The sequence below is a fragment of the Achromobacter sp. SD115 genome, assembly GCF_017355315.1.
GTDB classification, from domain to species: domain Bacteria; phylum Pseudomonadota; class Gammaproteobacteria; order Burkholderiales; family Burkholderiaceae_B; genus Achromobacter; species Achromobacter xylosoxidans_B.
Map to the genome: position 1 here is coordinate 371,887 of NZ_JADIJM010000003.1, position 24,649 is coordinate 396,535.

General features: G+C 65.8%; 27 protein-coding genes. 19 read left to right on the forward strand and 8 right to left on the reverse strand.

The features are described from left to right. Positions 1–98: 98 nt before the first annotated feature. Positions 99–1,097: a TerC family protein gene (locus tag IPU70_RS06460; protein WP_207465866.1), complete on the reverse strand. Its 999-nt coding sequence runs from the start codon at positions 1,095–1,097 to the stop codon at positions 99–101. 107 nt (positions 1,098–1,204) lie between these two features. On the opposite strand from IPU70_RS06460, the gene IPU70_RS06465 reads away from it, so the two are divergent. The 3 genes from IPU70_RS06465 to IPU70_RS06475 all read left to right on the forward strand — a co-directional run bounded on the left by IPU70_RS06465 (position 1,205) and on the right by IPU70_RS06475 (position 3,263). Then, complete coding sequence (locus tag IPU70_RS06465; RefSeq protein WP_207465868.1) at positions 1,205–2,098, forward strand: LysR family transcriptional regulator; 894 nt, start codon at positions 1,205–1,207, stop codon at positions 2,096–2,098. Positions 2,099–2,182: 84 nt separating this feature from the next. Beyond that, positions 2,183–2,581: a hypothetical protein gene (locus IPU70_RS06470; protein ID WP_054451706.1), complete on the forward strand. Its 399-nt coding sequence runs from the start codon at positions 2,183–2,185 to the stop codon at positions 2,579–2,581. Positions 2,582–2,633: 52 nt separating this feature from the next. After that, entirely contained in the window at positions 2,634–3,263 is a 630-nt protein-coding gene (locus IPU70_RS06475) for a hypothetical protein (RefSeq protein WP_207465871.1), read from the forward strand. Between the two features lie 6 nt (positions 3,264–3,269). On the opposite strand, the gene IPU70_RS06480 is transcribed toward IPU70_RS06475, so the two are convergent. Continuing rightward, positions 3,270–3,671, reverse strand: a complete 402-nt coding sequence (locus IPU70_RS06480; protein ID WP_207465874.1) for a hypothetical protein — start codon at positions 3,669–3,671, stop codon at positions 3,270–3,272. Between the two features lie 145 nt (positions 3,672–3,816). Here IPU70_RS06480 and IPU70_RS06485 point away from each other — a divergent pair, with 145 nt between their 5' ends. Together IPU70_RS06485 and IPU70_RS06490 are read left to right on the forward strand one after the other, a co-directional pair. Continuing rightward, positions 3,817–4,398, forward strand: coding sequence for a hypothetical protein (locus tag IPU70_RS06485; RefSeq protein ID WP_207465877.1), 582 nt, complete (start codon positions 3,817–3,819; stop codon positions 4,396–4,398). 128 nt (positions 4,399–4,526) lie between these two features. After that, positions 4,527–5,570 carry a histone deacetylase family protein gene (locus IPU70_RS06490; protein WP_207465879.1) on the forward strand — a complete coding sequence of 348 codons (1,044 nt, stop codon included), beginning with the start codon at positions 4,527–4,529 and terminating at the stop codon, positions 5,568–5,570. On the opposite strand, the gene IPU70_RS06495 is transcribed toward IPU70_RS06490, so the two are convergent. After that, the gene (locus tag IPU70_RS06495; protein ID WP_207465882.1) at positions 5,558–6,457 is read right to left on the reverse strand and encodes a LysR family transcriptional regulator; all 900 of its coding nucleotides are present in this window, start codon (positions 6,455–6,457) and stop codon (positions 5,558–5,560) included. The two genes, IPU70_RS06490 and IPU70_RS06495, sit on opposite strands and share 13 nt — an antisense overlap. A gap of 149 nt (positions 6,458–6,606) precedes the next feature. Here IPU70_RS06495 and IPU70_RS06500 point away from each other — a divergent pair, with 149 nt between their 5' ends. Beyond that, positions 6,607–7,935 carry an aspartate aminotransferase family protein gene (locus IPU70_RS06500; protein WP_207465885.1) on the forward strand — a complete coding sequence of 443 codons (1,329 nt, stop codon included), beginning with the start codon at positions 6,607–6,609 and terminating at the stop codon, positions 7,933–7,935. Positions 7,936–7,985: 50 nt separating this feature from the next. After that, positions 7,986–9,002: an amino acid ABC transporter substrate-binding protein gene (locus IPU70_RS06505; protein WP_207465888.1), complete on the forward strand. Its 1,017-nt coding sequence runs from the start codon at positions 7,986–7,988 to the stop codon at positions 9,000–9,002. A gap of 70 nt (positions 9,003–9,072) precedes the next feature. Here the strand turns inward: IPU70_RS06505 and IPU70_RS06510 are convergent, their stop codons facing one another. Further along, the gene (locus tag IPU70_RS06510) at positions 9,073–10,395 is read right to left on the reverse strand and encodes an MFS transporter (RefSeq protein WP_207465891.1); all 1,323 of its coding nucleotides are present in this window, start codon (positions 10,393–10,395) and stop codon (positions 9,073–9,075) included. A gap of 222 nt (positions 10,396–10,617) precedes the next feature. On the opposite strand from IPU70_RS06510, the gene cyoA reads away from it, so the two are divergent. From cyoA to IPU70_RS06550, 8 genes are all read left to right on the forward strand, one after another. Beyond that, complete coding sequence (gene cyoA / locus IPU70_RS06515; RefSeq protein ID WP_207465893.1) at positions 10,618–11,661, forward strand: ubiquinol oxidase subunit II; 1,044 nt, start codon at positions 10,618–10,620, stop codon at positions 11,659–11,661. A gap of 73 nt (positions 11,662–11,734) precedes the next feature. Continuing rightward, a complete protein-coding gene (gene cyoB, locus IPU70_RS06520) occupies positions 11,735–13,738 on the forward strand; it encodes a cytochrome o ubiquinol oxidase subunit I (protein ID WP_207465894.1) in 2,004 nt (667 codons plus the stop codon). Beyond that, positions 13,731–14,372: a cytochrome o ubiquinol oxidase subunit III gene (cyoC, locus tag IPU70_RS06525; protein WP_207465895.1), complete on the forward strand. Its 642-nt coding sequence runs from the start codon at positions 13,731–13,733 to the stop codon at positions 14,370–14,372. Before cyoB ends, cyoC begins: the two co-directional genes overlap by 8 nt. Then, on the forward strand, positions 14,369–14,773 hold the full coding sequence (cyoD, locus tag IPU70_RS06530) for a cytochrome o ubiquinol oxidase subunit IV (protein ID WP_207465896.1): 405 nt from the start codon (positions 14,369–14,371) through the stop codon (positions 14,771–14,773). The genes cyoC and cyoD overlap by 4 nt, the downstream gene beginning before the upstream one ends. Next, positions 14,773–15,552 (forward strand): SURF1 family protein, encoded by a 780-nt coding sequence (locus IPU70_RS06535; RefSeq protein WP_207465897.1) that lies wholly within the window; start codon positions 14,773–14,775, stop codon positions 15,550–15,552. The genes cyoD and IPU70_RS06535 overlap by 1 nt, the downstream gene beginning before the upstream one ends. Before the next feature lie 112 nt (positions 15,553–15,664). Next, positions 15,665–16,771, forward strand: a complete 1,107-nt coding sequence (locus tag IPU70_RS06540) for a porin (protein ID WP_207465899.1) — start codon at positions 15,665–15,667, stop codon at positions 16,769–16,771. Positions 16,772–16,905: 134 nt separating this feature from the next. Further along, positions 16,906–17,289 (forward strand): hypothetical protein, encoded by a 384-nt coding sequence (locus IPU70_RS06545; protein WP_013395970.1) that lies wholly within the window; start codon positions 16,906–16,908, stop codon positions 17,287–17,289. Between the two features lie 34 nt (positions 17,290–17,323). Then, positions 17,324–18,649 carry a ParB/Srx family N-terminal domain-containing protein gene (locus IPU70_RS06550; protein WP_207465900.1) on the forward strand — a complete coding sequence of 442 codons (1,326 nt, stop codon included), beginning with the start codon at positions 17,324–17,326 and terminating at the stop codon, positions 18,647–18,649. A 23-nt stretch (positions 18,650–18,672) separates the two neighbouring features. Here the strand turns inward: IPU70_RS06550 and IPU70_RS06555 are convergent, their stop codons facing one another. Then, complete coding sequence (locus IPU70_RS06555; RefSeq protein ID WP_207465902.1) at positions 18,673–19,278, reverse strand: glutathione S-transferase family protein; 606 nt, start codon at positions 19,276–19,278, stop codon at positions 18,673–18,675. Positions 19,279–19,396: 118 nt separating this feature from the next. Here IPU70_RS06555 and IPU70_RS06560 point away from each other — a divergent pair, with 118 nt between their 5' ends. From IPU70_RS06560 to IPU70_RS06575, 4 genes are all read left to right on the forward strand, one after another. Then, on the forward strand, positions 19,397–20,380 hold the full coding sequence (locus IPU70_RS06560; RefSeq protein WP_207465903.1) for a YafY family protein: 984 nt from the start codon (positions 19,397–19,399) through the stop codon (positions 20,378–20,380). Between the two features lie 99 nt (positions 20,381–20,479). Continuing rightward, the gene (gene gvpU, locus IPU70_RS06565) at positions 20,480–20,926 is read left to right on the forward strand and encodes a gas vesicle accessory protein GvpU (RefSeq protein WP_207465905.1); all 447 of its coding nucleotides are present in this window, start codon (positions 20,480–20,482) and stop codon (positions 20,924–20,926) included. A 168-nt stretch (positions 20,927–21,094) separates the two neighbouring features. After that, positions 21,095–21,745 (forward strand): response regulator, encoded by a 651-nt coding sequence (locus IPU70_RS06570; RefSeq protein ID WP_013395975.1) that lies wholly within the window; start codon positions 21,095–21,097, stop codon positions 21,743–21,745. Positions 21,746–21,786: 41 nt separating this feature from the next. Further along, positions 21,787–22,482, forward strand: a complete 696-nt coding sequence (locus tag IPU70_RS06575; protein ID WP_207465907.1) for a pentapeptide repeat-containing protein — start codon at positions 21,787–21,789, stop codon at positions 22,480–22,482. On the opposite strand, the gene IPU70_RS06580 is transcribed toward IPU70_RS06575, so the two are convergent. The 3 genes from IPU70_RS06580 to IPU70_RS06590 form a co-directional block, all read right to left on the reverse strand. Next, positions 22,462–23,457, reverse strand: coding sequence for a bifunctional helix-turn-helix transcriptional regulator/GNAT family N-acetyltransferase (locus IPU70_RS06580; RefSeq protein WP_207465909.1), 996 nt, complete (start codon positions 23,455–23,457; stop codon positions 22,462–22,464). The two genes, IPU70_RS06575 and IPU70_RS06580, sit on opposite strands and share 21 nt — an antisense overlap. Positions 23,458–23,543: 86 nt before the next feature. Next, positions 23,544–24,188 carry a DNA-3-methyladenine glycosylase I gene (locus IPU70_RS06585; RefSeq protein WP_207465911.1) on the reverse strand — a complete coding sequence of 215 codons (645 nt, stop codon included), beginning with the start codon at positions 24,186–24,188 and terminating at the stop codon, positions 23,544–23,546. An 8-nt stretch (positions 24,189–24,196) separates the two neighbouring features. Beyond that, complete coding sequence (locus IPU70_RS06590; RefSeq protein WP_207465913.1) at positions 24,197–24,607, reverse strand: lysozyme inhibitor LprI family protein; 411 nt, start codon at positions 24,605–24,607, stop codon at positions 24,197–24,199. Positions 24,608–24,649 lie beyond the last annotated feature (42 nt).

Here is a 24,649-nt window from a genome sequence, read left to right on the forward strand (position 1 = left end):
CAGCACTCTACGCCCGCCGCACTGGCGCGACAAATCCCAAAAAATGCGCCCGCCATATCCATCGGATATGGCGGGCGTCTTGCGTCAAACCGCGAGGCTTATTCCGCCGCGAGTTCCTGCTTGGACGCGTCCGAGCGGGTTTTCCACAGCGAGAACAGCACGCCGCCAGCGATCAGGCCGAAGGTCACCGACAGCGACACAACCGCCGGCACCTTGCCGATGAAGCCCACCAGGAAGATCTTGGTGCCGATGAAAACCAGGACCAGGGCCAGCGCGTACTTCAGGTAGTGGAAGCGGTGGATCATCGCAGCCAGCGCAAAGTACAGCGCGCGCAGGCCCAGGATGGCGAAGATGTTGCTGGTGTAGACGATGAACGGATCGGTGGTGATGGCGAAGATCGCCGGCACCGAGTCCACCGCGAACAACAGGTCCACGAACTCGATCAGCACCAGCGCCAGCAGCAGCGGCGTGGCCCAGCGCACCTTCTTCGACGTGGCGGGATCCGTCTCCATCACCCAGAACGCATTGCCGCGCAGCCCTTCCGTGACGCGCATGCGGCGCTTCAGGAACTTCAGGATCGGGTTGGAGGCGATATCGGGCGTCTGGTCCGCGATCATCCACATCTTGATGCCGGTGAACACCAGGAAGGCGCCGAACAGATACAGCAGCCAGCCAAAGTTGCTGACCAGGGCCGCGCCCAGGCCTATCATGATGGCGCGCAGCACGATCACGCCGAGGATGCCCCAGAACAGCACCCGGTGCTGGTACTGGCGCGGAATCGCGAAGAAACTGAAGATCAGCGCGATCACGAAGACGTTGTCCATCGACAGCGACTTCTCGATCATGAAGCCCGTGTAGTAGGCCATGCCGCTGGCGGAACCCATCTGCCACCAGACCCAGGCGCCAAACAACAACGCCGCGCTGATGTAGCCGGCGGACAGCAGCAGGCTCTCGCGCACGCCGATCTCGCGGTCTTCCTTGTGCAGCACGCCCAGGTCAAAGGCCAGCAAGGCGACCACGATGCCGATGAATAGCAGCCAGCTCCAGGCCGGTGTGCCGAAGAAATCGGCGGAGAGAAAGGTGAGCAAGGTGTCCATGATGTTCCCGCTTGTGTTCGAAGGGGCTCATGATCCGGATCCCGGGCAAATGGAGAAATCAGCCTGAAAGTGAGTTAAGGTTCGAAAAAACCGAAGTGATTCCTGCCATGCTCAATTACCGACACCTGTATTACTTCTGGATGGTCGCCAAGGAAGGCGGGTTTTCCCGCGCCGCCGAAAGGCTGGACATGGCCATCCAGACCATCAGCGCGCAAGTGCGCGAACTGGAAAAGAACCTGGGCCACCAACTGCTCAAGCCGGCCGGACGCGGGGTGGCGCTGACCGACGCCGGCGAAGCCGCCTTCGCCCGCGCCGAAGAGATCTTCCAGATCGGCCAGGTACTGCCCCAGGAGGTCCGCGCGGCGGCCACCAAGCCCGTCATGCGCCTGTCCGTGGGCCTGTCGGACGGCATTTCCAAGTTGGCCGCGCAGGCTTTGCTGGGGCCGGTGCTGCACACCCCGGACCTGCGCCTGACCTGCCACGAGGGCGAGGTCGAGGAACTGCTGGGCGAACTGGCTCAGCACCACCTGGACCTGGTGCTGGCCGGCCAGGGCGCGCCCGCCAACCCCAACCTGCGCCTCACCAGCGACCGCTTGGTGTCCTCGCCAGTGGACTGGTACGGCCCCGCCAAGCTGGTGCGCAAGGCCGACACGCAGAATTTCCCGCGCTGCCTCGAGCGCCTGCCGGTGCTGCTGCCCACCGGCCATTCGGTGCTGCGCCAGACGCTGGACCGCTGGTTCGGCGAACAAGGCATTTATCCCAATGTGGTGGGAGAATTCGAAGACAGCGCCCTGATGTCAGTGTTCGCGGCCCGCGGCCTGGGCGTGTTTCCGCTCAGCCGCCTGGGCGGCGGCGACATCGGCGTGCTGCGGGGCTTGCGCCCGCTGGCCCGCTGCGACGACGTGCACGAGGAAATCCACGCCATCCGCAACCGGCGGGGACAGCACCATCCGCTGGTCCAGATCGTGCTCGCCAAGGCAAAAACTTCGGTTTTTTCTTAATGTTTGTCACAACCACGCTGGTTTTTCAGAAATAGAATCCGCCTTATCGTGGCCCCTCTTTAGAAACATCGGAGTACCACCTCAATGAAAAAGATCATCTGGCTCGCCTTCGCCGTGCTTGCCGCACTCTGGACCGGGCTGGTTGCGCTGACGCTGCAGCTGACCAACTGGGTCCTGTCGACCATCGCCACGACCCAGGTGCCCGGCACGGCGCTGGACACGTCGCAATGGGTCCCGCCCGCCTGGGCCGCGGCCTGGGTCGACCCCGCCTGGCTGCAGACGCTGCAAGGCGGGCTGGTGTGGGCCGCGCAGGGCCTGAACCAGATGCTGCCCTTCGCCGGCAGCCTCGGCACGCTGATCTCGGTGCTGGCCTGGATCTTCTGGGGCTTCATCATCGTGGGCTTGCTGGTGCTGGCGCTGATCCTGCACTGGCTCGCCGGCAAGCGCGAGCAAGCCGCGGCGCCCGGCCGTCAAGTGGTGTAATAAGGCAGGCAACGCGGCAACCCGGCGCGCTGCCTCCTTATAGGAGCGTGCCGTGTCCATCGTTCATTCCCCTGTCCCCAAGCTGTTCCTGGCGGCCCTGCTGGCCACGGCCGCCATGGCAGCGCAGGCGCATCCCGTGCGCGCCGCCTACGGCGTCGAGGTCTGCACGGTCACGGGGACTTCCGGGGAATACAGCGTGCGCGTGCGCAACATCGGCACCTCCCCCCTGGCCCGCGCCGAAATCAACGGCGTCAGCCTGGATTCCAAAGGGAACGCGGCCGGACCGCTCACGGTCAACCTGACCGACATCCCTCCCGGCAAATACAAGACCGCGGTGCTGGGCCGCCCCGGCAATGGCGCGGCGCTGGTCAGCATCGCCACCTATATCAGCGCCAACGGCGCCGAAACGCATCAGCAGGACCTGTTTGCCGGCAAGGTCGCGCACGTCTCGCCCGGTTCGGCCTTGCGGTACACGCTGGCCCCCCTGGCCGTGCGCGGCTGGACCGTGGCCTACGGCACCAAGCAGGATCCCAAGCTGGAAGCCGGCAGCGCGGTGCTGCTGATCTACCCGGTCACCCTGGGCAAGAAGCGGGATGCGACGCGCCCGGACGCCGGACGCGCGCCTGCCGACGTGGTGCCGCTGGCGCCCTGCGGCGCGGCCGCTGGGGCGAAGAAGTCCTGAATCCGTTCAGGTGTCGCTGAGCAGGTCGCGCTCGTTCAAGAGCGCATAGACGATCTCGGGACGGTTGTCGAAGCCGCGGCGGATGGCGGCGGGGATCGCCGTGCGCGTCTTGCGGCACAAGCCGAGCTGGTCCTCCAGCTGGATCGCAATGCCGCGCGAAGTGCGCACCTCGTTTTCGCTGGGCGTGATGAGGATCACGATGCCCAATTGCGCCTGGATGCGTCCCTGCATGGCGCGCAGGTCCTCCAGGCTGGAAATGTTCTCCAGCCGCGCCACCAGGCGCTTCTCCTCTTCCTTGGTCAGCCGCAGCACGCGGATGTCCGCGGCCGGATCGGCCAGCAGCCGCTCACGGTCGCACACGCATGCGCCCGGCGGACATTCTTGACGGATGGGAAACGGAAAATTCATGGCGGGCGGAGCGCGTCACGGCGATCTTGCGTATCTTGGAATTCTACCCAGGATCCACCGCCCGACGCGGGGCGAGGGATCCTGGTTTCCCCGCAAGCCGCTGCGGCATAATGCCTCACCGAGTCGACGGCGCGGAGGGCGCCCCATGAGAGCATTCTTGTCCGTGGCGGCGCTGGCTGCGCTGTCAGCGCTAAGCCAAAATGCCGCCGCGCGCGATTACCCCTATTCGATCCGCCCCGGCCTGTCCGCCGTGGTAACGGTTTCCGAACTGCCTGAGCAGCGCCTGAGCGTGCGCGTAGGCGACGGCACTGCGCAGGAAATCCCCCGCCTCGACGGCGACGAAGACATCGACCAGTTCCAGGACCTGGACGTGGACCATGATGGCTACCGGGACTTCGTCATCGGCCAGACCGGCGGGAGCACACAGGCCATTTCGCGCATATTCCTGTACCGCCCGCAGGAGGGACGCTTTCTCGAAATGCCGCATCCCGATGCCGCGGCCAGTCCCTGCCGCGGCTTCGTCAACCCCGTGTTCGACGCAAGCAAACCCGTCTTTTCCGTGGCGTGCCGCTACAGCGCCGACACCTATGGCTTCGAGGAATACCGGGTATGCCCGGACGGCACGGCGCAGGCCATTTCCTGGACACGGCGCGAGGGCGAGTCCGAGCGGCGCATTCCGCACCCGGGGTCCCAGGCCGGAAAATGCGTCGCGCGGCCTGGCCCTTAGGCGCGCACACGCCGGGAAGCACCCGCCGCAACCCGCGCCGTCGCACGCCAGCCGTGGCGCCGCAAGCATCGCGGCCGCTATAGTTGCGCTTCCGCCTTCCTGGCTCTACGTCCGAGGACATCCCCGCCGTGCTGATCTTCCACAACCCTGTCCATGACAAACATGCTGGCCGGCAGGAAATGTTCCGCGGCAAGCTGGTGCCCTGCCACGAAACCCCGGCGCGCCTGGAGTTCGTGCTGCAGGCGCTGCGCCAGCGCGGTATTGGAGAATTGCGCACGCCGTCTACTGCGGACCTGGATCTGGTCAAGCGCGTGCACACCCCGCGCTACGTGGATTTCCTGGCCAGCGCCTGGCACGACTGGGTCGCGCTGGATCCGGCCAACGCCGAACTGGACGTCCTGCCCTCGATCTGGCCCGTGCGCGGCTTCCGCCACGATATAGAACCCACCAACTTCGCCGCGCGCGTCGGCCTGTTCTCGTTCGACAGCGGCTGCCCGCTGACCGCCGGCACCTGGGATGCCGCCACTGCGGGCGCCGCCTGCGCCATCGACGCCGCGCGCGCCGTAGCCGCGGCGGGCGGCCCGCGCGCCGCCATGGCGCTCACGCGCCCGCCCGGCCACCATGCCGGTCCCGATTTCTTCGGCGGCTATTGCTTCCTGAACAATGCGGCGCTGGCCGCGCAGGCGCTACGCGAAGCCGGCGCCGAACGCGTCGCCATCGTGGACGTGGACTACCACCACGGCAACGGCACGCAAAGCATCTTCTACGAACGCGGCGACGTGCTGACCGTGTCGGTTCACGGCGACCCGACCACCGAGTACCCCTTCTACCTGGGCTACGCCGATGAGCGCGGCGCGGGCGCCGGCCTGGACTCCAACCTGAACCTGCCGCTGCCCGCCGGCACGGGCTTTGCCGCCTGGACCCAGGCGCTAGAACAGGGACTGGCGGCCGTGCGCGCCTTCAAGGCGGACGCGGTCGTGATCGCCTTGGGCGTGGACACCTACGAAGGCGACCCCATCTCCAAGTTCCAGCTCAAGAGCGCCGACTATCTGCACGTGGGCCGCCTGCTGGCCGGCCTGGGCCTGCCGGCTGTGTTCACGATGGAAGGCGGCTATGCCGTGGCGGACGTGGGCATCAACGTCGCCAACGTGCTGGAAGGCTACGCCGGCTGAGTGGTCGCGCGCATCCGCTGCCACATCGCCTCCACTGCGGGGCGCGAGTCGGCGCGGTCCTTGAACGCCAGGATGGACACCTCGATGTCCCATAGCCGGCTGGCCAGCGGCGCCAGGTCCGCGGACGCCAGCCGTTGCAGCGCGCTATCCGCGAGCCAGGCGACGCCCAGTTCCTGGGCGGCCATGTCGCCCAGCACGTCAGACATCTCGGCCTCGAATACGCGCATGCCGTGCAGCGGCTCGGCCGCGCCTTCGATCGCGGCGTCGATCAGGCGCCCGAAATAGACGTTGGACGAGTACATCAACAAAGGCACCGGCAGGGCCGCCGTGCCCGGCAGGTCCAGCCCGGTGCGCTCGATCAACGTGCGCGCCGCGTACGGCTTGATCAGTTCGCGGCCTAGCGTCAGGCAATCGTAGCGCGCGGGATCCAGCGGCAAAGGCTGGGCGACCTGATGGAAACAGATCAGGAAATCCGCCGCGCCCGAGGTGAAGGCCGACACCGTATCGTGCACATTGCCCGTCTGCAGGCTGCAACTCAGCAGCTTTCCCTCGCTCCAGGTTCGCCACCATTTCGGCAGGTGCGCTGTCGCCAGCGCGTAGGAAGTGGCCAGGCGCAACTGATTCTGCGCCGGCACGCCCGCGATACCGGCGCGCGCTTCGGCCAACTGGTTGATCAGTTCCATCGCGGCACCGCGGAAGCGCTCGCCCGCCTCGGTGAGCTGGGTGGGAAATGCCGTGCGGTCGATCAAGCGCGCGCCTGCCCAGTTCTCCAGGCTCTGGATGCGGCGGCTGAACGCGGCCTGCGACAGATTGCGCGCCTCGGCGGCGCGCGTGAAATTGCGCACTTCCGACAGCGTGATGAAGTCCTGCAACCACCGGGTATCCATAGTGCTCCTTGCATCATGCGTAATCCGCATCGGCCATGCGCGCGATGCATCGCCGCGCATGCTCAGTTCGCATTGGACGGCGTCGGCGCCCTGCCGGACACTGCCGCCATCGGTTCCGCATTGGAGCCCACACGCCACGGAGTGTAAACATGGATGAAACCCTGCGCGCCGCCGCCCGCGAATATCTCGTACGCTACGGCGGCGATACCTTTCCCAACCTGTTCACGTCCGCCAAGGGCGCCATCGTGCGCGACGACACCGGGCGCGAGATCCTGGATTTCACCTCGGGCCAGATGTGCGCCACCATCGGCCACAACCATCCGGCCATCGTCGAGGCGGTGCACAAAGCCGGCGAAACCGCCTTCCACTTCTTCAGCGGCATGATTCCGGAAGCCGTGGCCCAGTTGGCGGCCACCGTCGCGCGCGACTGGATGCCCGCCGGCCTGAGCAAGTCGATCTTCGTCAACACCGGCTCGGAAAGCAACGAAATCGCCCTGCGCATGGCCAAGATGAACAAGAGCGGCTTCGAAATCCTCGCCATCGGCGGCTCCTGGCACGGCGTGACCAGCGGAGCCGGTTCGGTTTCCTATGCCAGCGACCGCAAGGGCTATGGCGTGCCGCCCGCCGGCGTGTTCGTCATGCCCGAACCCAATGCCTACCGTCCTTACATCGCCGGCATGGACGCCGAGCAATCCGCGCTGGCCTGCCTGGAGATTGGCCTGAAGATGTTCGACATGGCTTCCGCCGGCAGGCCGGCCGCCATCATCGTCGAGCCCGTCATCAGCGCGGGCGGCGTGCTGGTGCCGCCCAAGTCCTACATGCAGGCGCTGCGGCAGGCGGCCGACGCGCGCGGCATGCTGCTGATCTTCGATGAGGCACAGACGGCATTCGGCCGCATTGGCTACCGCAGCGGCTCCGAGTACTTCGGCGTCACGCCCGACATCATGAGCGTGTCCAAGACGCTGGGCGGAGGCCTGCCGCTGGCCGCCGCCGTCACCACGCCTGCCATCGAGCAGGACGTGCATGAGAAGGGCTTCACCTTCTACACCAGCCACGTATCGGACCCGCTGCCCGCCACGGTGGGCCTGGCCGTGCTGGATACCATCCAGCGCGAAGGCTTGATCGAGCGCGCCCGGACCCAGGGGGACTACCTGCGCTGCGGCTTGCTGGAACTGCAGCAGCGCCACGAAGCCATCGGCGACGTGCGCGGCCTGGGCTTGCTGCTGGGCGTGGAGCTGGTGCGCGATCGCAACACCCGCGAACCCTATCACCAGCTCGGCGCCCTGACCACCCAGCGCTGCTTCGAACTGGGCCTGTCCATGAACATCCGCCGCCGTCCCGAACGCGGTTCGGTGTGGCGCATCGCGCCGCCCTTGACCGTGAGCAACGCCGAGATCGACCGCGCCATTGCGATCCTGGATCAGGCCCTGACTGAGAGCCTCGACAAGATCGCAAAGCCGGCCGCGCGCGCCGCCTGAAGCCCCTTTCCGCAACCATCCGGCGCCGGCCCGCCCGGCAGGAGAACGACATGCACCGACGCACATACGCCATCTGCGCCCTGGCGCTGGCCGCCGTATCCAGCCAGGCGTTCGCCGGCCCCACGCTCGACACGGTACGCAAGCGGGGCTATCTGCAATGCGGCGTATCGACCGGCATACAAGGCTTTTCCGCGCCCGACAGCAAGGGGACCTGGCACGGCCTGGACGTGGACATGTGCCGCGCCATCGCCGCGACAGTTTTCAATGACGCGACGAAGTACCGCCTGACGCCGCTCACCACCCAGGCGCGCTTCACCGCGTTGCAGTCCGGCGAGGTCGACGTGTTGACCCGCAACGTGACGCCCACCATGGCGCGCGACACCACGCTCGGCCTGCTGAGCGTGGCGGTCAACTACTACGACAGCCAGGGCGTGATGGTGTCGGAAAAGCTGGGCGTGAAGAAGCTGCGCGAACTGGACGGCGCCACGGTCTGCGTGCAGCCCGGCACCGTGACCGAACTCGATCTGGCCGACTGGTTCCGCTCGCAGTCATTACGCTTCAAGCCGGTCGTCATCGAGAAATACGACGAGATCGTGCGCGCTTTCTCGGCCGGGCGCTGCGACGCCTTCACCTCCGACAAGTCGCAACTGGCCGCTTCCCGCATGACGCTGGAAAACCCCGACAGCTATGTGATCCTGGACGAGAACATCTCCAAGAGTCCGCTCGGCCCCATGGTGCGCCAGGGCGACGACAACTGGATCAACATCGTGCGCTGGTCGCTGAACGCGATGCTGGAGGCCGAGGAATTCGGCATTACCTCATCCAACGTCGATGCGCAGCTCAAGGCCAACAGCCCCAACGTGCAGCGCATCCTGGGCGTTACGCCCGGCATGGGGCGCAACATGGGCGTGGACGACAAATGGGCCTACAACATCGTCAAGCAAGTGGGCAATTACGGCGAAAGCTATGAGCGCAACCTGGGCATGAGCAGCCCGATGAAGCTGCCGCGCGCGCTGAACGCGCAATGGCGCGACGGTGGCCTGATGTACGGCTGGCCGGTGCGCTAGCCCCGCCATTACACAAGAAAAAAGGCCGCGCCCGCGGAAATTCCGCAGGCGCGGCCTTGGTTTCATCCCTTCAATCCCGCGTTTCCAGCACCTTGTTGATGCGCAGCGCCAACAGCGTGCAGGCCGCACCGGACAGCAGATAGACGCTGACCGCCACCAGCCCGAAGCGCGCCGACAAGCCCAGAGCGACCAGCGGCGCGAACGCGGCGCCGATCAGCCAGGCCATGTCGGAAGTCAGCGCCGCGCCCGTGTAGCGGAAGCGGCGCGTGAAGTTCGCGGTAACGGTGCCCGAGGCCTGGCCGTAGGACAGTCCCAGCAGCGCGAAGCCCACCAGAATGAATGCGTCCTGCGCTTTCGGGCCGCCGCCCAGCAGCCAGGGCGTAAACAGCGCAAACACGGCGATCAGCAAGGCCAGCAGGCCCAGCGTGGTGCGCCGGCCGATGCGGTCGGCCAGCCAGCCCGAGGCGATGGTGCCCAGGATGCCCAACACCGCGCCTATGATCTGCACGACCAGCACGTCCTGGATCTGCTGGGTGGCGCTGACCGCGATCCACGACAGCGGAAACACCGTGACCAGGTGGAACAAGGCATAGCTGGCCAACGCCGCGAATGCCCCAATGAACAGGTTGTAGCCTTGCTCGCGCACCATCTGCGTGGTGCTGATGGGCTCGAGCTCGCCCTCTTCCAGCAGTTGCGTGTATTCCTCGGTCACCACCAGCCGCAGCCGCGCGAACAGCGCCACCACGTTGATCGCGAACGCCACGAAGAAGGGATAGCGCCAGCCCCATTCCAGGAAATCGGCTTCGGTCAGCGTCACGTGCAGGAACAGGAACAACGCGCTGGCCACCATGAAGCCCACGGGCGCGCCCAGTTGGCCCAGCATCGAATACCAACCGCGGCGATTCGGCGGCGCATTCAAAGCCAGCAGCGACGGCAGCCCATCCCATGAGCCGCCCAGCGCCAGGCCCTGCAGGCAGCGGAACAGCGCCAGCAGCGTGATCGCGTGCGCGCCGATGACGTTGTAGCCGGGCAGGAAGGCCATGCCCACGGTGGCGGTTCCCAGCAGGAACAAGGCGATGGTGAGTTTGGTCGCGCGCCCCCAGCGCCGCTGCGCCGCCATCGACAGCGCCGTGCCGATGGGCCGCATGATGAACGCGAACGAAAAGATGACGAAGGACCAGAGCGTGCCTTCCAGGCGCGGTTCGAAGGGGAAGAAGACCTGCGGAAACACCAGCACGCAGGCGATGCCGAAGACGAAGAAATCGAAGTATTCGGAAGCGCGCCCCACCACCACGCCCACCGCGATTTCACCCGGCGCCACCTTGGCGTGGCCGCCGCCGCCGGCCGCGGGGACTGAAGGGGCATGACCGGGGTATTGCGTGGTGGTCGCCATGTGAATGCTCGCTGAAAGGAGGTTCGGAACAGCCTGGCCTACGATCCTGAAACACACCCGCGCGCCTGCGGTCCATATCGCGCAGAGCCGCTCCGTTATTGGGATGCAGCCCTGGTCCGCGCGCGCCGCCCTGCACATTTTTGTTCTTTTTACCCTAGATTTTTCGCGGCTTCCAGCGTAGTGTTGCGTTTACTTCCCACGGTTACGTTTCGGGGTATGGTCATGCCGTCCTTCCCAAGGTTCCGCGGATTGGTCCTGATTGCCGCTCTGCCATTGCTCGCCGGATGCAATGCGGTCCTGCTCTCGCCGTCGGGCGACATCGCCTTGCAGCAGCGCAATCTGATCATCATTTCCACCGGCTTGATGCTGCTGATCATCGTGCCGGTGATCTTCCTGACGTTCCTGTTCGCGTGGCGCTATCGCGCAAGCAACAAGGAAGCGCACTACGACCCCGACTGGAACCACTCCACCATGCTGGAGCTCCTGATCTGGGCGGCGCCGCTGCTTATCATCATTGCGTTGGGCGCGGTTACCTGGGTCAGCACGCACCAGTTGGACCCCTACCGCCCGCTCGCGCGCCTGTCCGAAGGCCGCGAAGTGCCGGCCGGCACCAAGCCGCTGGTGGTCGAAGTCGTGGCGCTGGACTGGAAATGGCTGTTCATCTATCCCGAACAGGGCATCGCGGCGGTGAACGAGATGGCAGCCCCCGTGGACCGTCCCATCCAGTTCAGGATCACCTCGTCCACGGTGATGAACTCCTTCTTCGTACCCGCGTTGGCGGGCCAGATCTACGCCATGCCCGGCATGCAGACCACCTTGCACGCCGTGATCAACCACCCCGGCGAATATGAAGGCATTTCCGCCAACTACAGCGGCTCGGGCTTCTCGGGCATGCGCTTCAAGTTCCACGGGGTAGACCAGCAGGGCTTCGACCAGTGGGTGGCGAACGCGCGCGCCTCCAACGCCGCGCTCAGCCGCGACGCCTACCTGAAACTTGAACAGCCGAGCGAACGCAATCCGGTGCAGCTCTATGCCTCCAGCGCGCCCGGCCTGTTCGAAGCGATCGTCAACCGCTGCGTGGAGCCCAACCGCATGTGCATGCGCGACGCAATGGCGATCGACGCGCAGGGCGGCATGGGCATACCCGGCGCGCTCAACGTCACCACCCTGGACGCGGAAACGCGGGAGCGCCTGGGACTGACCGGCACGCCGCCGCGCAAGTACGTGGGCGCGATGTGCACGGCCACCGAAGGATTGGTCCTGTAGCGGATCGCTGGCGCACGGCGATCCGGATGATGCAAGGGCTTCGTGAAATTGCGGTCTTTTTGCTGGAATCGAGATGCCTGACCAACCAGACCTCACCAAGCTGATCTTCGGTAAGTTGACCTGGGAAGCCATTCCCTACCATGAACCGATCCTGCTCTTCACCTTCATCGCGGTCGCCATAGGCGGCATCGCGGTAGTGGGCGCCATCACCTACTACGGCAAGTGGGGCTATCTGTGGCGCGAGTGGTTCACCAGCATCGACCACAAGAAGATCGGCATCATGTACGTCATCCTGGGCATCGTGATGCTGCTGCGCGGCTTTGCCGACGCCATCATGATGCGCTTGCAGCAGGCGGTGGCTTTCGGCGATTCGGCGGGCTACCTGCCGCCGCACCACTACGACCAGATCTTCACCGCGCATGGCGTGATCATGATCTTCTTCGTGGCCATGCCGCTGGTCACGGGGCTGATGAACTACATCGTGCCCTTGCAGATCGGCGCGCGCGACGTGGCCTTTCCCTTCCTGAACAACTTCAGTTTCTGGATGACCACGGGCGGCGTGATCCTGGTCATGATGTCGCTGTTCGTGGGCGAATTCGCGCGCACCGGCTGGCTGGCCTATCCGCCTTTATCGGGAATCATGCAGAGTCCCGACGTAGGCGTCGATTACTACATATGGGCCTTGCAGATAGCGGGGGTAGGCACGCTGCTGTCCGGCGTCAACCTGCTGGTCACCATCGTCAAGATGCGCGCGCCGGGCATGACGATGATGCGCATGCCCATCTTCACCTGGACCGCGCTGTGCACCAACGTGCTGATCGTGGCTGCCTTCCCGGTGCTGACGGCGGTGCTGGCGCTGCTGTCCATGGACCGCTACGTAGGCACCAACTTCTTCACCGCGGACTTCGGCGGCAACGCCATGATGTACGTGAACCTGATCTGGATCTGGGGCCACCCCGAGGTCTACATCCTGATCCTGCCGGCCTTCGGCATCTTCTCCGAAGTGGTCTCCACCTTCTGCCGCAAGCGCCTCTTCGGCTACGCGTCCATGGTGTATGCCACGGTCGTGATCACGGTGCTGTCGTACCTGGTGTGGCTGCACCACTTCTTCACCATGGGGTCGGGCGCCAGCGTGAATTCTTTCTTCGGGATCACCACCATGATCATCTCGATCCCGACAGGCGCCAAGATCTTCAACTGGCTGTTCACCATGTACCACGGCCGCATCCGCTTCGAGGTCCCCATGCTATGGACGCTGGGCTTCATGGTTACCTTCGTGATCGGCGGCATGACGGGCGTGCTGCTGGCCGTGCCGCCGGCCGACTTCGTCCTGCACAACAGCCTGTTCCTGATCGCGCACTTCCATAACGTGATCATCGGCGGCGTGCTGTTCGGGCTGATGGCCGGCATCACGTACTGGTTTCCCAAGGCCTTCGGCTACAAGCTCGATCCGTTCTGGGGCAAGTGCTCGTTCTGGTTCTGGCTGGTGGGCTTCTATGTCGCCTTCATGCCGCTGTACGTGCTGGGGCTGATGGGCGTGACACGGCGCGTGAACCACTTCGAGGACATGTCGCTGCAGATCTGGTTCCAGGCGGCGGCCTTCGGCGCGCTGCTGATCGCCTGCGGTATCGCCAGCTTCCTGATCCAGCTGGTGGTCAGCTACCGCCGCCGCGACTCGCTGCGCGACACCACCGGCGACCCCTGGGACGGACGCACGCTGGAATGGTCGACCTCGTCGCCGCCGCCCAACTACAACTTCGCCTTCACGCCGCGCGTACACGACCAGGACGCGTGGTGGCAGATGAAGCAGCACGGCTACCTGCGCCCGCAACAGGGCTTCATTCCCATCCACATGCCCAAGAATACCTGGGCCGGCATCGTGCTGGCGGGGATCAGCGTCGTCATGGGTTTCGCGCTGATCTGGCATATGTGGCCGCTGGCCGTGCTGTCGTTCGCGGCACTGATCCTGGTGTCCATCGTTCATACCTTCAACTACAAGCGCGACTACTACGTGCCGGCCGACGAGGTCGTGCGCGCCGAAGACGCCCGCACAAGGTTGCTAGCGAAAAATGTCTGATACCCTGGCCCCCCACCTGCCCGGCGGCACCGCGCCCCCCGCGGAGCCCATGTTCCACGTCGCCGGCGAACATCATCCCAAGAACGGCACCCTGCTGGGGTTCTGGGTCTACCTGATGAGCGACTGCCTCATCTTCGCCTGCCTGTTCGCCACCTACGGCGTGCTGGGCCGCAACTACGCGGCCGGCCCGTCCGGCGCCGACCTGTTCGACCTGCCGCTGGTGGCGGTGAATACGGCGCTGCTGCTGCTGTCGTCCATCACCTACGGTTTCGCCATGCTGGAGATGCGGCGCAACCGCGTCGGCGCCACCCAGTTGTGGCTGGCCGTTACCGGCATCCTGGGGCTGGGCTTCCTGTCGCTGGAACTGTATGAATTCACGCACCTGATCCACCAGGGCGCCGGCCCGCAGCGCAGCGCCTTCCTGTCGTCCTTCTTCACGCTGGTCGGCACCCACGGGCTGCACGTCACCTTCGGCATCGTGTGGCTGGTGACGATGATGATTCAGGTGCAGATGCACGGGCTGATTCCCGAAAACCGCCGCCGCCTGATGTGCCTGTCCATGTTCTGGCACTTCCTGGACCTGATCTGGGTGGGCGTCTTCACCTTCGTGTACCTGATGGGAGTGCTGCCATGACCGCGCACCTGGAGCACCCGGCCGATCATGGCCATGGCGGCCATGACCACCACGACGACGATGACGGCGCCGCCCACGGCACTTTCAAGAGCTACATGACCGGCTTCGTGCTGGCCGCCGTCCTGACCGCCATCCCGTTCTGGCTGGTCATGGACCGCGTCTTCGCCGAATCGCGCACCACCGCGCTGGTGATCCTGGCGTTCGCCGTGGTGCAGATCGTGGTCCACATCATCTACTTCCTGCACATGGACACCAAGTCCGAAAGCGGCTGGAACATGTTGGCGTTAATATTCACGCTGGTGCTGGTCGTAATCACGCTCAGCGGATCCATCTGGATCATGTATCACCTCGACTCCAATATGATGCCCATGTCTACCCACGACATGCGGAAAATGCCCTGATGGCCGCAGTAAACGACTCTACTTCCCGCGACACCTCCTCCCGCAATCCGCGCAGCAAGATCACTCTGGTCATCCTGGGGGTGCTTGCTGTCGCCATTTTCGCGGGCCTCTGCGCCCTGGGCACCTGGCAGGTGCATCGGCTGGCCTGGAAACGCACCCTGATCGCGCAGGTTGAACAGCGCGCCCATGCGGCGCCCGCGCCGGCTCCAGCCCAGGCCGAATGGCCCGCGCTGACCTCCGACAACGCCGAGTACCGCCGCGTCACGGCCACGGGCACCTACCTGTACGACCGCCAGACCCTGGTGCAAGCCGCAACCGAGCTGGGCAGCGGCTACTGGGTCATGACCCCGCTGCAGTTGCCCGAAGGCGGCACGGTGCTGGTCAACCGCGGCTTCGTGCTGCCTGAATGGCGCAAGAGCAAGTCCGCCATCCAGTCCGCGCCCGAACAGGCCAGCGTCACCGGCCTGCTGCGCATGGGCGAACCCGGCCATGGCTTCCTGCGCAACAACGATCCGGCGACCAACCTCTGGTACTCGCGCGACCTGCCCGCCATCGCCGCGGCGCGCGGCCTGACCGACGTGGCGCCCTACTTCATCGACGCCGACGCGACGGGCAAGGACGGCAGCGGGCGCACTGCGCCGGTCGGCGGCCTGACCGTGCTGAACTTCCCCAACAACCACCTGGGTTACGCCATCACCTGGTACGCCCTGGCGGCCATGGTGCTGGTCGGCGCATTCATCTTCGTGCGCGAGGAAAAGCGCGCGCGGCGCAAGGGCTGAGCCTGCCGGCCGCGGCCGGTGTCCTACAATGAGGGCAGGGAACAGCGCTGGGCTAATTGCTCGCGTGCTGTTCCCTTTTGCTTTTTCCACCCCTCTACAGGAGTCCCCAAGGATGAAAAAGACGCTGCTCGCAGCCGCAATGTTCACTACTTTTGCAGGCGTCGCTCAGGCAGAATCGTCGGTAACTCTCTATGGTGTCATCGACACCGGCATCGGCTACAACAAGATCAAAGGCGATGGATACGACGGTAGCAAGATAGGCATGATCAACGGCATCCAGGCCGGCTCGCGCTGGGGCCTGCGCGGCGCCGAGGACCTGGGCGACGGCCTGCGCGCCGTGTTCAAGCTGGAAAGCGGCTTCGACTCGGCCAACGGCCAGCGCGGACAATCCGGCCGCCTGTTCGGCCGCCAAGCCACCATCGGACTGGCCAACGACGCCTGGGGCACGCTGGAGTTCGGCCGCCAGGCCACGGTGGGCTCGAACTACCTCGCCGACATCGACCCCTTCTACACCAGCTACACCCAGTCCAACATGGGCCTGGGGTTCAGCGCCGCCAACACCATGCGCTGGGACAACATGGTCATGTACAAGTCGCCGTCCATGAGCGGCTTCGAGTTCGGCGTCGGCTACTCGTTCAATGCGGACGACACGGTGGCGGACCAGACGGGCTTTCGCACCGCCGACAACACCCGCGGCATCACCGCAGGCCTGCGCTATGTGCAGGGCCCGGTGAACGTCACGCTGACCTATGACCAGTTGAACGGCTCCAATCGCGGCGCCATCGATCATGACGCCACGCCGCGCCAGTACGCGCTGGGCCTGTCCTATGATCTGGAAGTGGTGAAGCTCGCCGCCGCCTACGGCCGCACCACCGACGGCTGGTTCGTCGGCCAGGATCTGCCGGCCGGCACGCCCTTCAGCGACGAATTCGGCACCAACCGTTTCGTTGACGGCTTCAAGGCCAACTCCTACATGCTGGGCGCCACCATGCCCATGGGCGGCTCCGGCAGTCTGTTCGCATCGTGGCAACACGTATCGCCGAACAACGACAAGCTGACCGGCGGCGACACCAACATGAACGTCTGGAGCGTGGGCTATACCTACGACCTGTCCAAGCGCACCAATCTGTACGCCTACGGTTCGTACGGCAAGGACTACGCCTTCATCGACGGCCTGAAGAGCACGGCCGCCGGCATCGGCGTGCGCCACACGTTCTAAGCAAAGCGGCGGAGCGGCTGCGGGGCCGCCTCCGCCTATGGCGAATCCGTCCGATTCCCAGCCTCCTGGTACCGGGCTTTTTTAATATCGCCCGCGAGCCTGACGTCATTCGCATGTACGCCTAGGAGGCTCTCATGCACAAATCGCTCCCCCATGCTCCCGCCGGCCCTGCCGCTGGCACGCTCGCGGTGTACGCCGCGCTTGCGCCCGACCATCGCCAATTGATCCGGGACACCATGACCCAGGATCTCGACGCGCTGGAACAGGCCGCCGAAAAACCCGACGCCGTCGCCACGGCCCAGATGCTGCACCGCATACAGGGCGCGCTGCTGGCCTTGCAGATGCGGGCGCCAGCCTCGCACTTCGAAGCCCTGGAAGAGGAGCTTTCCACAGGCCTGTCCGCCGCCGCCGCCGCCCGCATCCACGATCAGGCCACCGTCGTGCGGGGCCTCATGGACAGACTGCATGCGTGGCAACCCGCTGCCGTGCAATCTTCAGGAAACACGCGTCCCTCATGATCGGCTATCTTTGAAACCAGATCCTGAACGGACCATGACCCCGACCTTCCGCCCCGCGCGCGCTTCCCTTCCCAACCGGCAACGCCTGTTGCGCATCCTGGCCGCGGCCTTGCTGCCGCTGGCCCTGGCGGCCTGCAACGGCGGCGGCGACGACCATGACGACGAACCCGTCGCCGTCACGCCTCCCCCCACCGGGGAAACGCCGCCGCCCGTCGAAACCCAGCCGCCTCGCAACACTGCTTACCTCGAAGCCAAGCCGGGCGACGTGATCCAGGTCCGCATCGAGGAACTGCACCCCACCCAAGCCGCCATCGGCTACGACCAGATCTACTACAAGCTGGGCCGCTGGCAAGGCGACTTCGAGCGCCCGACCTGGACCGACAAGCCGGTGCAGCAGCTGGACTACCTCAACCGCACGGTCGGCAAGAAGTTCGACGACTACTGCGAAGACATGGGTGGCGCCGAGCGCGCGCAGGAATTCCAGAGCGTCGCCGAGGCACGCGCCGCCCGCCTGGACCAGCCCGCCACCTATGCCTGCAAGAACGCCCCCGGCACCAATGCAGCCAACCTCAAGACCGTGGTGGTCGGCTGGGACGGCAATCTGTATCTGACCGACGGCCACCATACCTTCTCGTCGCTGCGCGAGATCGCCGATGGCGGCCCCAAGCTGCCGGTCTGGGTCAAGGTGGACGCCAACTACAGCAGCCTGCCCAACGCCGCCGCCTTCTGGCAGCGCATGGTCGACGAACGCCGCGCCTGGCTGCGCGACGGCCAGAACCAGCCCATCACCGTAGACCAACTACCCGCCCGTCTGGGCCTGGCCAGCGTCCAGGAGGCCGGCGGCATGCAGGAGGACCGCTACCGCTCGCTCGTGTATTTCACCCGCGACATCGCCTACAGCAACGGCAATCTGCCGGAATTCGCCGAGTTCCTGTGGGGCGACTGGCTGCGCCGCCAGGCCGCCGGCGGCCAACTGCCCGGCCTGGATCAGTACAAGATGATGGCGCCCGCCGCCCCCGCACAGATCCTCGCCGTCAGCACGCTGGACAAAAGCCTGGCGCCTGCCGGCGCGAGCGACAGCTATGCTGCCGCGGTGCGCGACGCCTCCCTGAAGATGGCGGCGCTCAAGGACGGCGACATCGTCTTCGACGACCGCGACGCCGCCGGCCTGGGGCGCATCCCCCTGGTGGCCGACGCTGCCAGCGGCTCGCCCACCAAGAAGGCGCGCGACACCCTGGAGGAGCTGCCGCGCAACGATGCCAAGGCCGACGGCAGCCCGCGGGGCGCGGGCAAGCTGTGGTTCGCCGTGAACTACCGCAACTGCGGCAAGCCCGCGGCCGGCACCTGCTGGGGCTGGTAAGCCACGGCGCCAGTCAGCCGGCGCTAAGCATCGATCTGCATGGCGGGCCGGGCCTGGACCCGGTCCAGCCATGCCTGCACATGCGGGTGTAAAGCCACCCTGGCGCCCAGATAGGCGCTATAGCCGACCACCGAACCCACCACCAGGTCGGCCAGCGAGTAGGCCGCGCCCAACATCCAGGGCTGCTGCGACAGATGCCCATCCAGCACAGCCAGCAAGGCATCCACGTCGTTCAACACGCGTTGCGCCTCGGCGCCGCCGGGCGCACCCTCGCCCTGCGTGGCCAGAAAAAGGCGCATCACCGCCGCGCCGAAACTGACGTAGGACCATGCGCACCACGACATCGCCAGCAGGCGTTCGGGCGTGCCAGCAGCAGGCCACAGGCCGCGCTCCACGCCGTAGCGCTCGCCCAGCCACAGTTGTATCGCCAGGGCCTCAAACAAGGGCGCGCCGTCCACCGTCAGGGTGGGAACCTTGCCGTTGGGGTTCAGGGCCAGGAATTCGGGGCGGTGCTGCTCGCCCGTCCTGATGTCCACCTTGACGCGTTCGTGCGGCACGGCCAGTTCGGCAAGCGCGCTGGCCACTGGGGTCGCGCTGGACATGGGGTGCCAATAAAAGACGATAGACATGGGCAAATCTCCAATTCAATCAAGGGATAAGCGTCGCGGCCCCTGCCGCTGACTACGGGAGCCACTGTAAAACCCATTGAGGACAGATTCCGCCCTCAATACGCGTTATCGTGCCTCCATGCTTACTTCCAGCAACCGCCTTCTGCGCCTGTTGTCGCTGCTGCAAACCCGCCGCCACTGGGCTGGGGCCGACTTGGCCGCGACCCTTGCCATCCATCCCCGCACACTGCGGCGCGACATCGACAAGCTGCGCGAGCTCGGTTATCCCATCCATGCCAGCAGCGGGGTGGCAGGCGGCTATGCCTTCCGCGCGGGGCAAGCCCTCCCGCCCCTGCTTTTGGACGACGATGAAGCCCTGGCCGTGGCGCTCACCCTGCGCACCGCGGCCACCGGCACGGTGGGCGGCATAGAGGAAACCGCGCTGCGGGCGCTGGTGAAGCTGGAGCAGGCCATGCCGCAGCGCCTGCGCCGCCGGGTGGACGCCTTGCGCTCGGCCATCGTGCCCATACCGCGCGATGGCGCCACCGTCGACGCCACCCTGCTCGCCACGCTGGCGGCCGCCTGCCGCGACCAGTTGCGGCTCGGCTTCGATTACGCGGACGGCCAGGGCCGGGCCAGCACCCGGCTGGTCGAGCCGCAAGGGCTGGCGCATACCGGGTATCGCTGGTATCTGGTGGCCTGGGACCCTGCGCGCGACGACTGGCGCACCTTCCGCATCGACCGCATCGCGGGCACCCCGCAGGTCGGCGCGCATTTCGCGCCGCGGCCTCCGCCCGAAGGCGGCGACCTGCGCGCCTACGTGTCGCGCTCGGTCAACATGACGCCGCATCCGGAACCTGCGCGCGTGGTCCTGCACGCGCCGCGCGCCGTCATGGCCGCGCGGATCCCGCCGGGCGCCGGCCAGATCGAACCCCTGGACGAAACGCGCTGCCTGCTGCTATGCGCCGTGCCTTCCCTGGACGCGCTGGTGTATTGGCTGATGGCGCTGGACGTGGAATTCGAAGTTCTGGCCCCTGCAGCGCTGCGGGATCGCCTGCGGCTGGCGGCCGGAAGGCTGGCGCGCGCCCTGGAAAAAATGCCAGCGCCCGAAGCCGGGGGATAGCGGTCGGATTTGGCTGTTTTTCGGGCGATCCCAATCTGTGTATTTCGCCCGCGATTCGAGTATCTTGGCTGCTTTCCAAATATTCCAGAAGATCACGCCATGAGCACCGCTCCCAACGCCAGCCTGGGCGCCAGCGCCACGCCCGACGCCGACGCCTTTCTGCAATTCCTGGTCAACCTGGTGAACAACGGCAGCCAGATCGAGAGCATCGGCGTCACCCTGCAAATGGGCGGCATGCTGGTGTCGGGTTCCATCGTGTCCGGCGCGGATTACTTCGACAGCTTCGCGGCCAGTTTCACGGGGTCGCTGAACACCGTGGACGAAGCCACCCGTAAGGCCGTGCATGTCTCCCTGGCGGAATTGGGCGACGTTTTCCGCGTGCCGCAGCCGGCGGATCCGCTGCCGAACTACATCCATCTCGCCGATGCCCTGTTCTTCACGGCCGATGGCACCCCCATCGCCGGACAGCCCACGCTCTGGCGCGGCCGCACCAGCGCGGTCGACGGCTTCATCCTGGGGCGCATGCAGGCCGAAGCGGCGGCCTGAAGCCGTCTGACGCCAGTCCCTCGGACCTCCCCCCGCTCCGGAGCATCGGCGCGGGGCGCGCAGCTTCGCAAAAACCACTACGCTATCGGTTTGCCTCCGACCTCAACCCCGAGCCCGACCGCCCTATCTCCGCTTGAAACCAGGGCTCGCCTGACGGCACTCCCCCGCATGGAAAGACTCCGAATCGTCCTGGTCGACGACCATCCCCTGGTCTTGATGGGGATGCGCGACCTGCTGGAAAAAGACCTCAATTTCGAGGTCACGGCCACTCTGCCCGGGCCAACCGCGCTGATCCAGCACCTGCAACGCGACGCGCCGCACGTGGTCATCACCGACTATTCCATGCCCGGCGACGATACCTACGGCGATGGCATCCGCCTCGTCAAGTACCTGACGCGCCATTACCCGCAGGTCCAGATCGTGGTGCTGACCATGGTGTCGAATTCCATGATCATCTCGGCGCTCTACGACGCCGGCGTGGCCGCCGTGGTGCTCAAGCGCGACAATCTCAGCGAAATCATGACCGCGCTGGAAACGCTGCATGCCGGCCGCAAATACTATCCGCCCGGCTTCCAGCGCGACGGCGCGCCCGATGAGCGCAGCAAGTTCATCGGCGAACGCATCAACAGCCTGTCGCCCAAGGAATTCGAGGTGCTACGTCATTTCATCCGCGGCGAATCCATGATGCAGGTGGCCGAGGCGCTCAAGCGCAGCGTCAAGACGGTCAGCGGCCAGAAAATCTCGGCCATGCGCAAACTCAACGTCCGCACCGACCAGGAACTGATCGCCTTCTGCGTGGAAAGCGAGATTTTCCAGTAGGCTTTCCTTCTTTTGCAGAAATTCAGGCAGGAACGCGCGGCATGACACAAGCAGCAATCGAGACGGTGACGGGCCAGGAAGTGGACCGCAAAATGATGCAGGCCTTGATGGAACAGTCCGCCGGACGCGCGCTGTCGTTCCAGGACTGCGACTTCCAGGACGCCGATTTCTCGCGCCTGGATTTACGCGGCGCGCAACTGACGGCCTGCGCCATCGCGGGAGCCTCCTTTCAGGGCGCCAACCTGGCGGACTCGGCCTGGCTGCGCTGCCGCGGCGGCCAGGTCAACTTCGCCTCGTGCGACGCCAGCGACGCCGTCTTCGAAAATTGCGATCTCAACAATGCCAGTTGGCGTCGTGCACGGCTGGCTGCGGCCCGTTTCCAGGGCTGCAAGCTCACCGGCAGCGATTTCGACGGCATCGCCTGCCTCGGGTGGTCCCTGCGGGAATGCCTGCTGGTCGGCGCGCTGCTGCGCGGCCTGTCGTTTCGCAAGAGCGACGTGCTGCAGCTGGACTTCTCCGATGCCGACCTGACCGGCAGCGATTTCCGCGACACCGTATTCCATGGCGGCAGCCTGCGCAACGCCGTCCTGAAGAACGTACGCTTCGAAGGCGCGGACCTGCGCGAAGCCGACCTCGGCGGCCTGGACCTGAACTCGGCCGCGCGCCTGGCCGGCGCCACCATATCCAAGACTCAGGCGGCGGCGCTATTGGCCGAACTACGCATCAGCGTGATCTGAGGCGTGCTGGCTGCGGCGGACGAAGCGCTGCTCGACCACCACGCTGCCCCACTGCCTGCCTTCGGATTCCTCGGCCAGGGTGAAGCCCGCAGCCTCGTAGAGGTGCCTGGCGGCATCCAGCCCCTTGAAGGTCCACAAGTAGGTTTCATCGTAGTTCGCGTCGGCAAAGGCCAGGGCCCGTGCCAGCAGCGCGCGGCCCACGCCCATGCCGCGCAGCGACTCGTCGACGATGAACCAGCGCAGGTGCGCCTGGCGCTTGGCCAGATCGCCATCGATGACGATGGAAGCCAGCGTCCTGCCGTTGTCCACGTACAGCCAGATGTTCTTGCCGGCGGCGGGCAGGCCTTCGGCAAATTCGGCCAGCTGGGTCGCCACCTTGCGTTCGAAGTACACGCCGAATCCCGAGGCCTGCGCGTAATAGCGCGCATGCAGGCTGGCCACGTCGCCAATGCAGCCAGGCAGATAGCCGGCGCGTATCTGGTCTTCGATGCCGCTGGCGGCGGCAGGCACGGTGTTGGGGTTCTCGTGCGACAGGGCGTCGGCATAGAGCGAGAGGAACCGTATCAGCGACTGCTGGTCCGCCGGCGCCAACTGCCGCAAGGCGCGCGACACCTGGTCCGTGGCGAACTGGTCGATCTGGGCGCGCAGTTGGTTCCCCGTCTCGCTCAAGTGCAGCCGCGATGAGCGGGCGTCTTCGCTGTCGGCCTCGCGCGTCAGCAGTCCGGCAGACTCCAGCTTGGCGACCTGACGGCTGGTATTGGACTTGTCCAGCCTGAGGATGGCCGCCAGGTCGCGCGCCTGTATGCCCGGCTGCAGCCCGATCTCGATGATGGCGTGGACCGCGGACGGCGCCAATTCGCTGCCTGCCAGCGAACTGCGCATGAAGCCCAGTTCGCGCACCAGTTTGCGGGAGAACTCCCGCAGGTCCCGGATGGTCTGGTCGCGGGATTGGACGGGGGGGTCGATGAGATCCATGGCGCGCCTTTAAAGTTGCGGTTCGCAACCAATATACTTGCGAAGCGCAACCAACTCAACAATTTTATCGGCGTCCCTGCCGCGGCCTACTTGGGCCGCTTGAAGCCCGCGCGCGCCGCCTCGACCGCCTGGCGGCAGACGCAGCCGCTCATATGGTCGTTGACCATGCCCACAGCCTGCATGAAGGCATACATGGTCGTCGGCCCGACAAAGGTCCAGCCGCGCTTTTTCAGCTCGCGCGACAGCGCCGTCGACGCTGGCGAGGTCGGATTGCCATTCCAGTAATCCAGGTCCACCGTCGCGGGCCGGTCCTGGGCCGGCGGTTCATGGCGCCAGAGCCAGGCCGACAGCGAACCCGACTCATCGGCCAAAACCTGTGCGCGCCTGGCGTTGTTGATGGCGGACAGGATCTTGCTGCGGTTGCGCACGATGCCGGCGTCCCCCATCAGGCGCTCGACGTCGCGCTCGGTGTAGCGCGCCACCCGCTCGAAATCGAAGTCGTCGAAGGCCGCGCGGAACGCTTCGCGCTTGCGCAGGATCGTGATCCAGGCCATGCCGGCCTGAAAACCCTCCAGGCAGATCTTCTCGTACAGGCGGCGGTCGTCCGCCACCGGCATGCCCCATTCGTGGTCGTGATAGTCGGGCATCGACGGCTGCCAGAAGCAGCGCGCCACGCCCTGCCCGTCCGTGATCAGGCCCGGATTGGTCTGGCTCATCTCGTTGGTGTTCATGCAACCGCTTACTGCTTGCCCGGCACCGGGCAGCTCAGATCGCCTTCCTCGCACTTCAGGTAGGCCCGCAATTCCTTGGTGCGCGCCTGCGTCAGCTTGTCCAGGCACAGGCTCAGCGCCATGGGATAGGCGCTGCCGCCGGACGTGCTGCTGGACGCAAAGGCGCACTCCGCGTCGCGGAAGAACAGCCAGGCCTTTTGGGCGGCATGCAATTGGGTCGTCGCGTCCCGGTCGTTCTTCAGGCGCGCGCCCACTTCCTTGTAGGCGGTGTTCAAGTCGGCATCGGACTTGCGGTACGCCTGGTCAGCGCACAGGCTCATGTCCGTCTGCGTGGCCGCGTTGCCGCAGTCCAGCGGCTGCGCCTGCGCGTTTGCGGCCAGCGCAAGGGCGGCAGCGGCGGTCATGATGGCGATACGCATGGAATTCCTCCTGTGTGACTGGGTGAACGCGGAAAGTGTCGC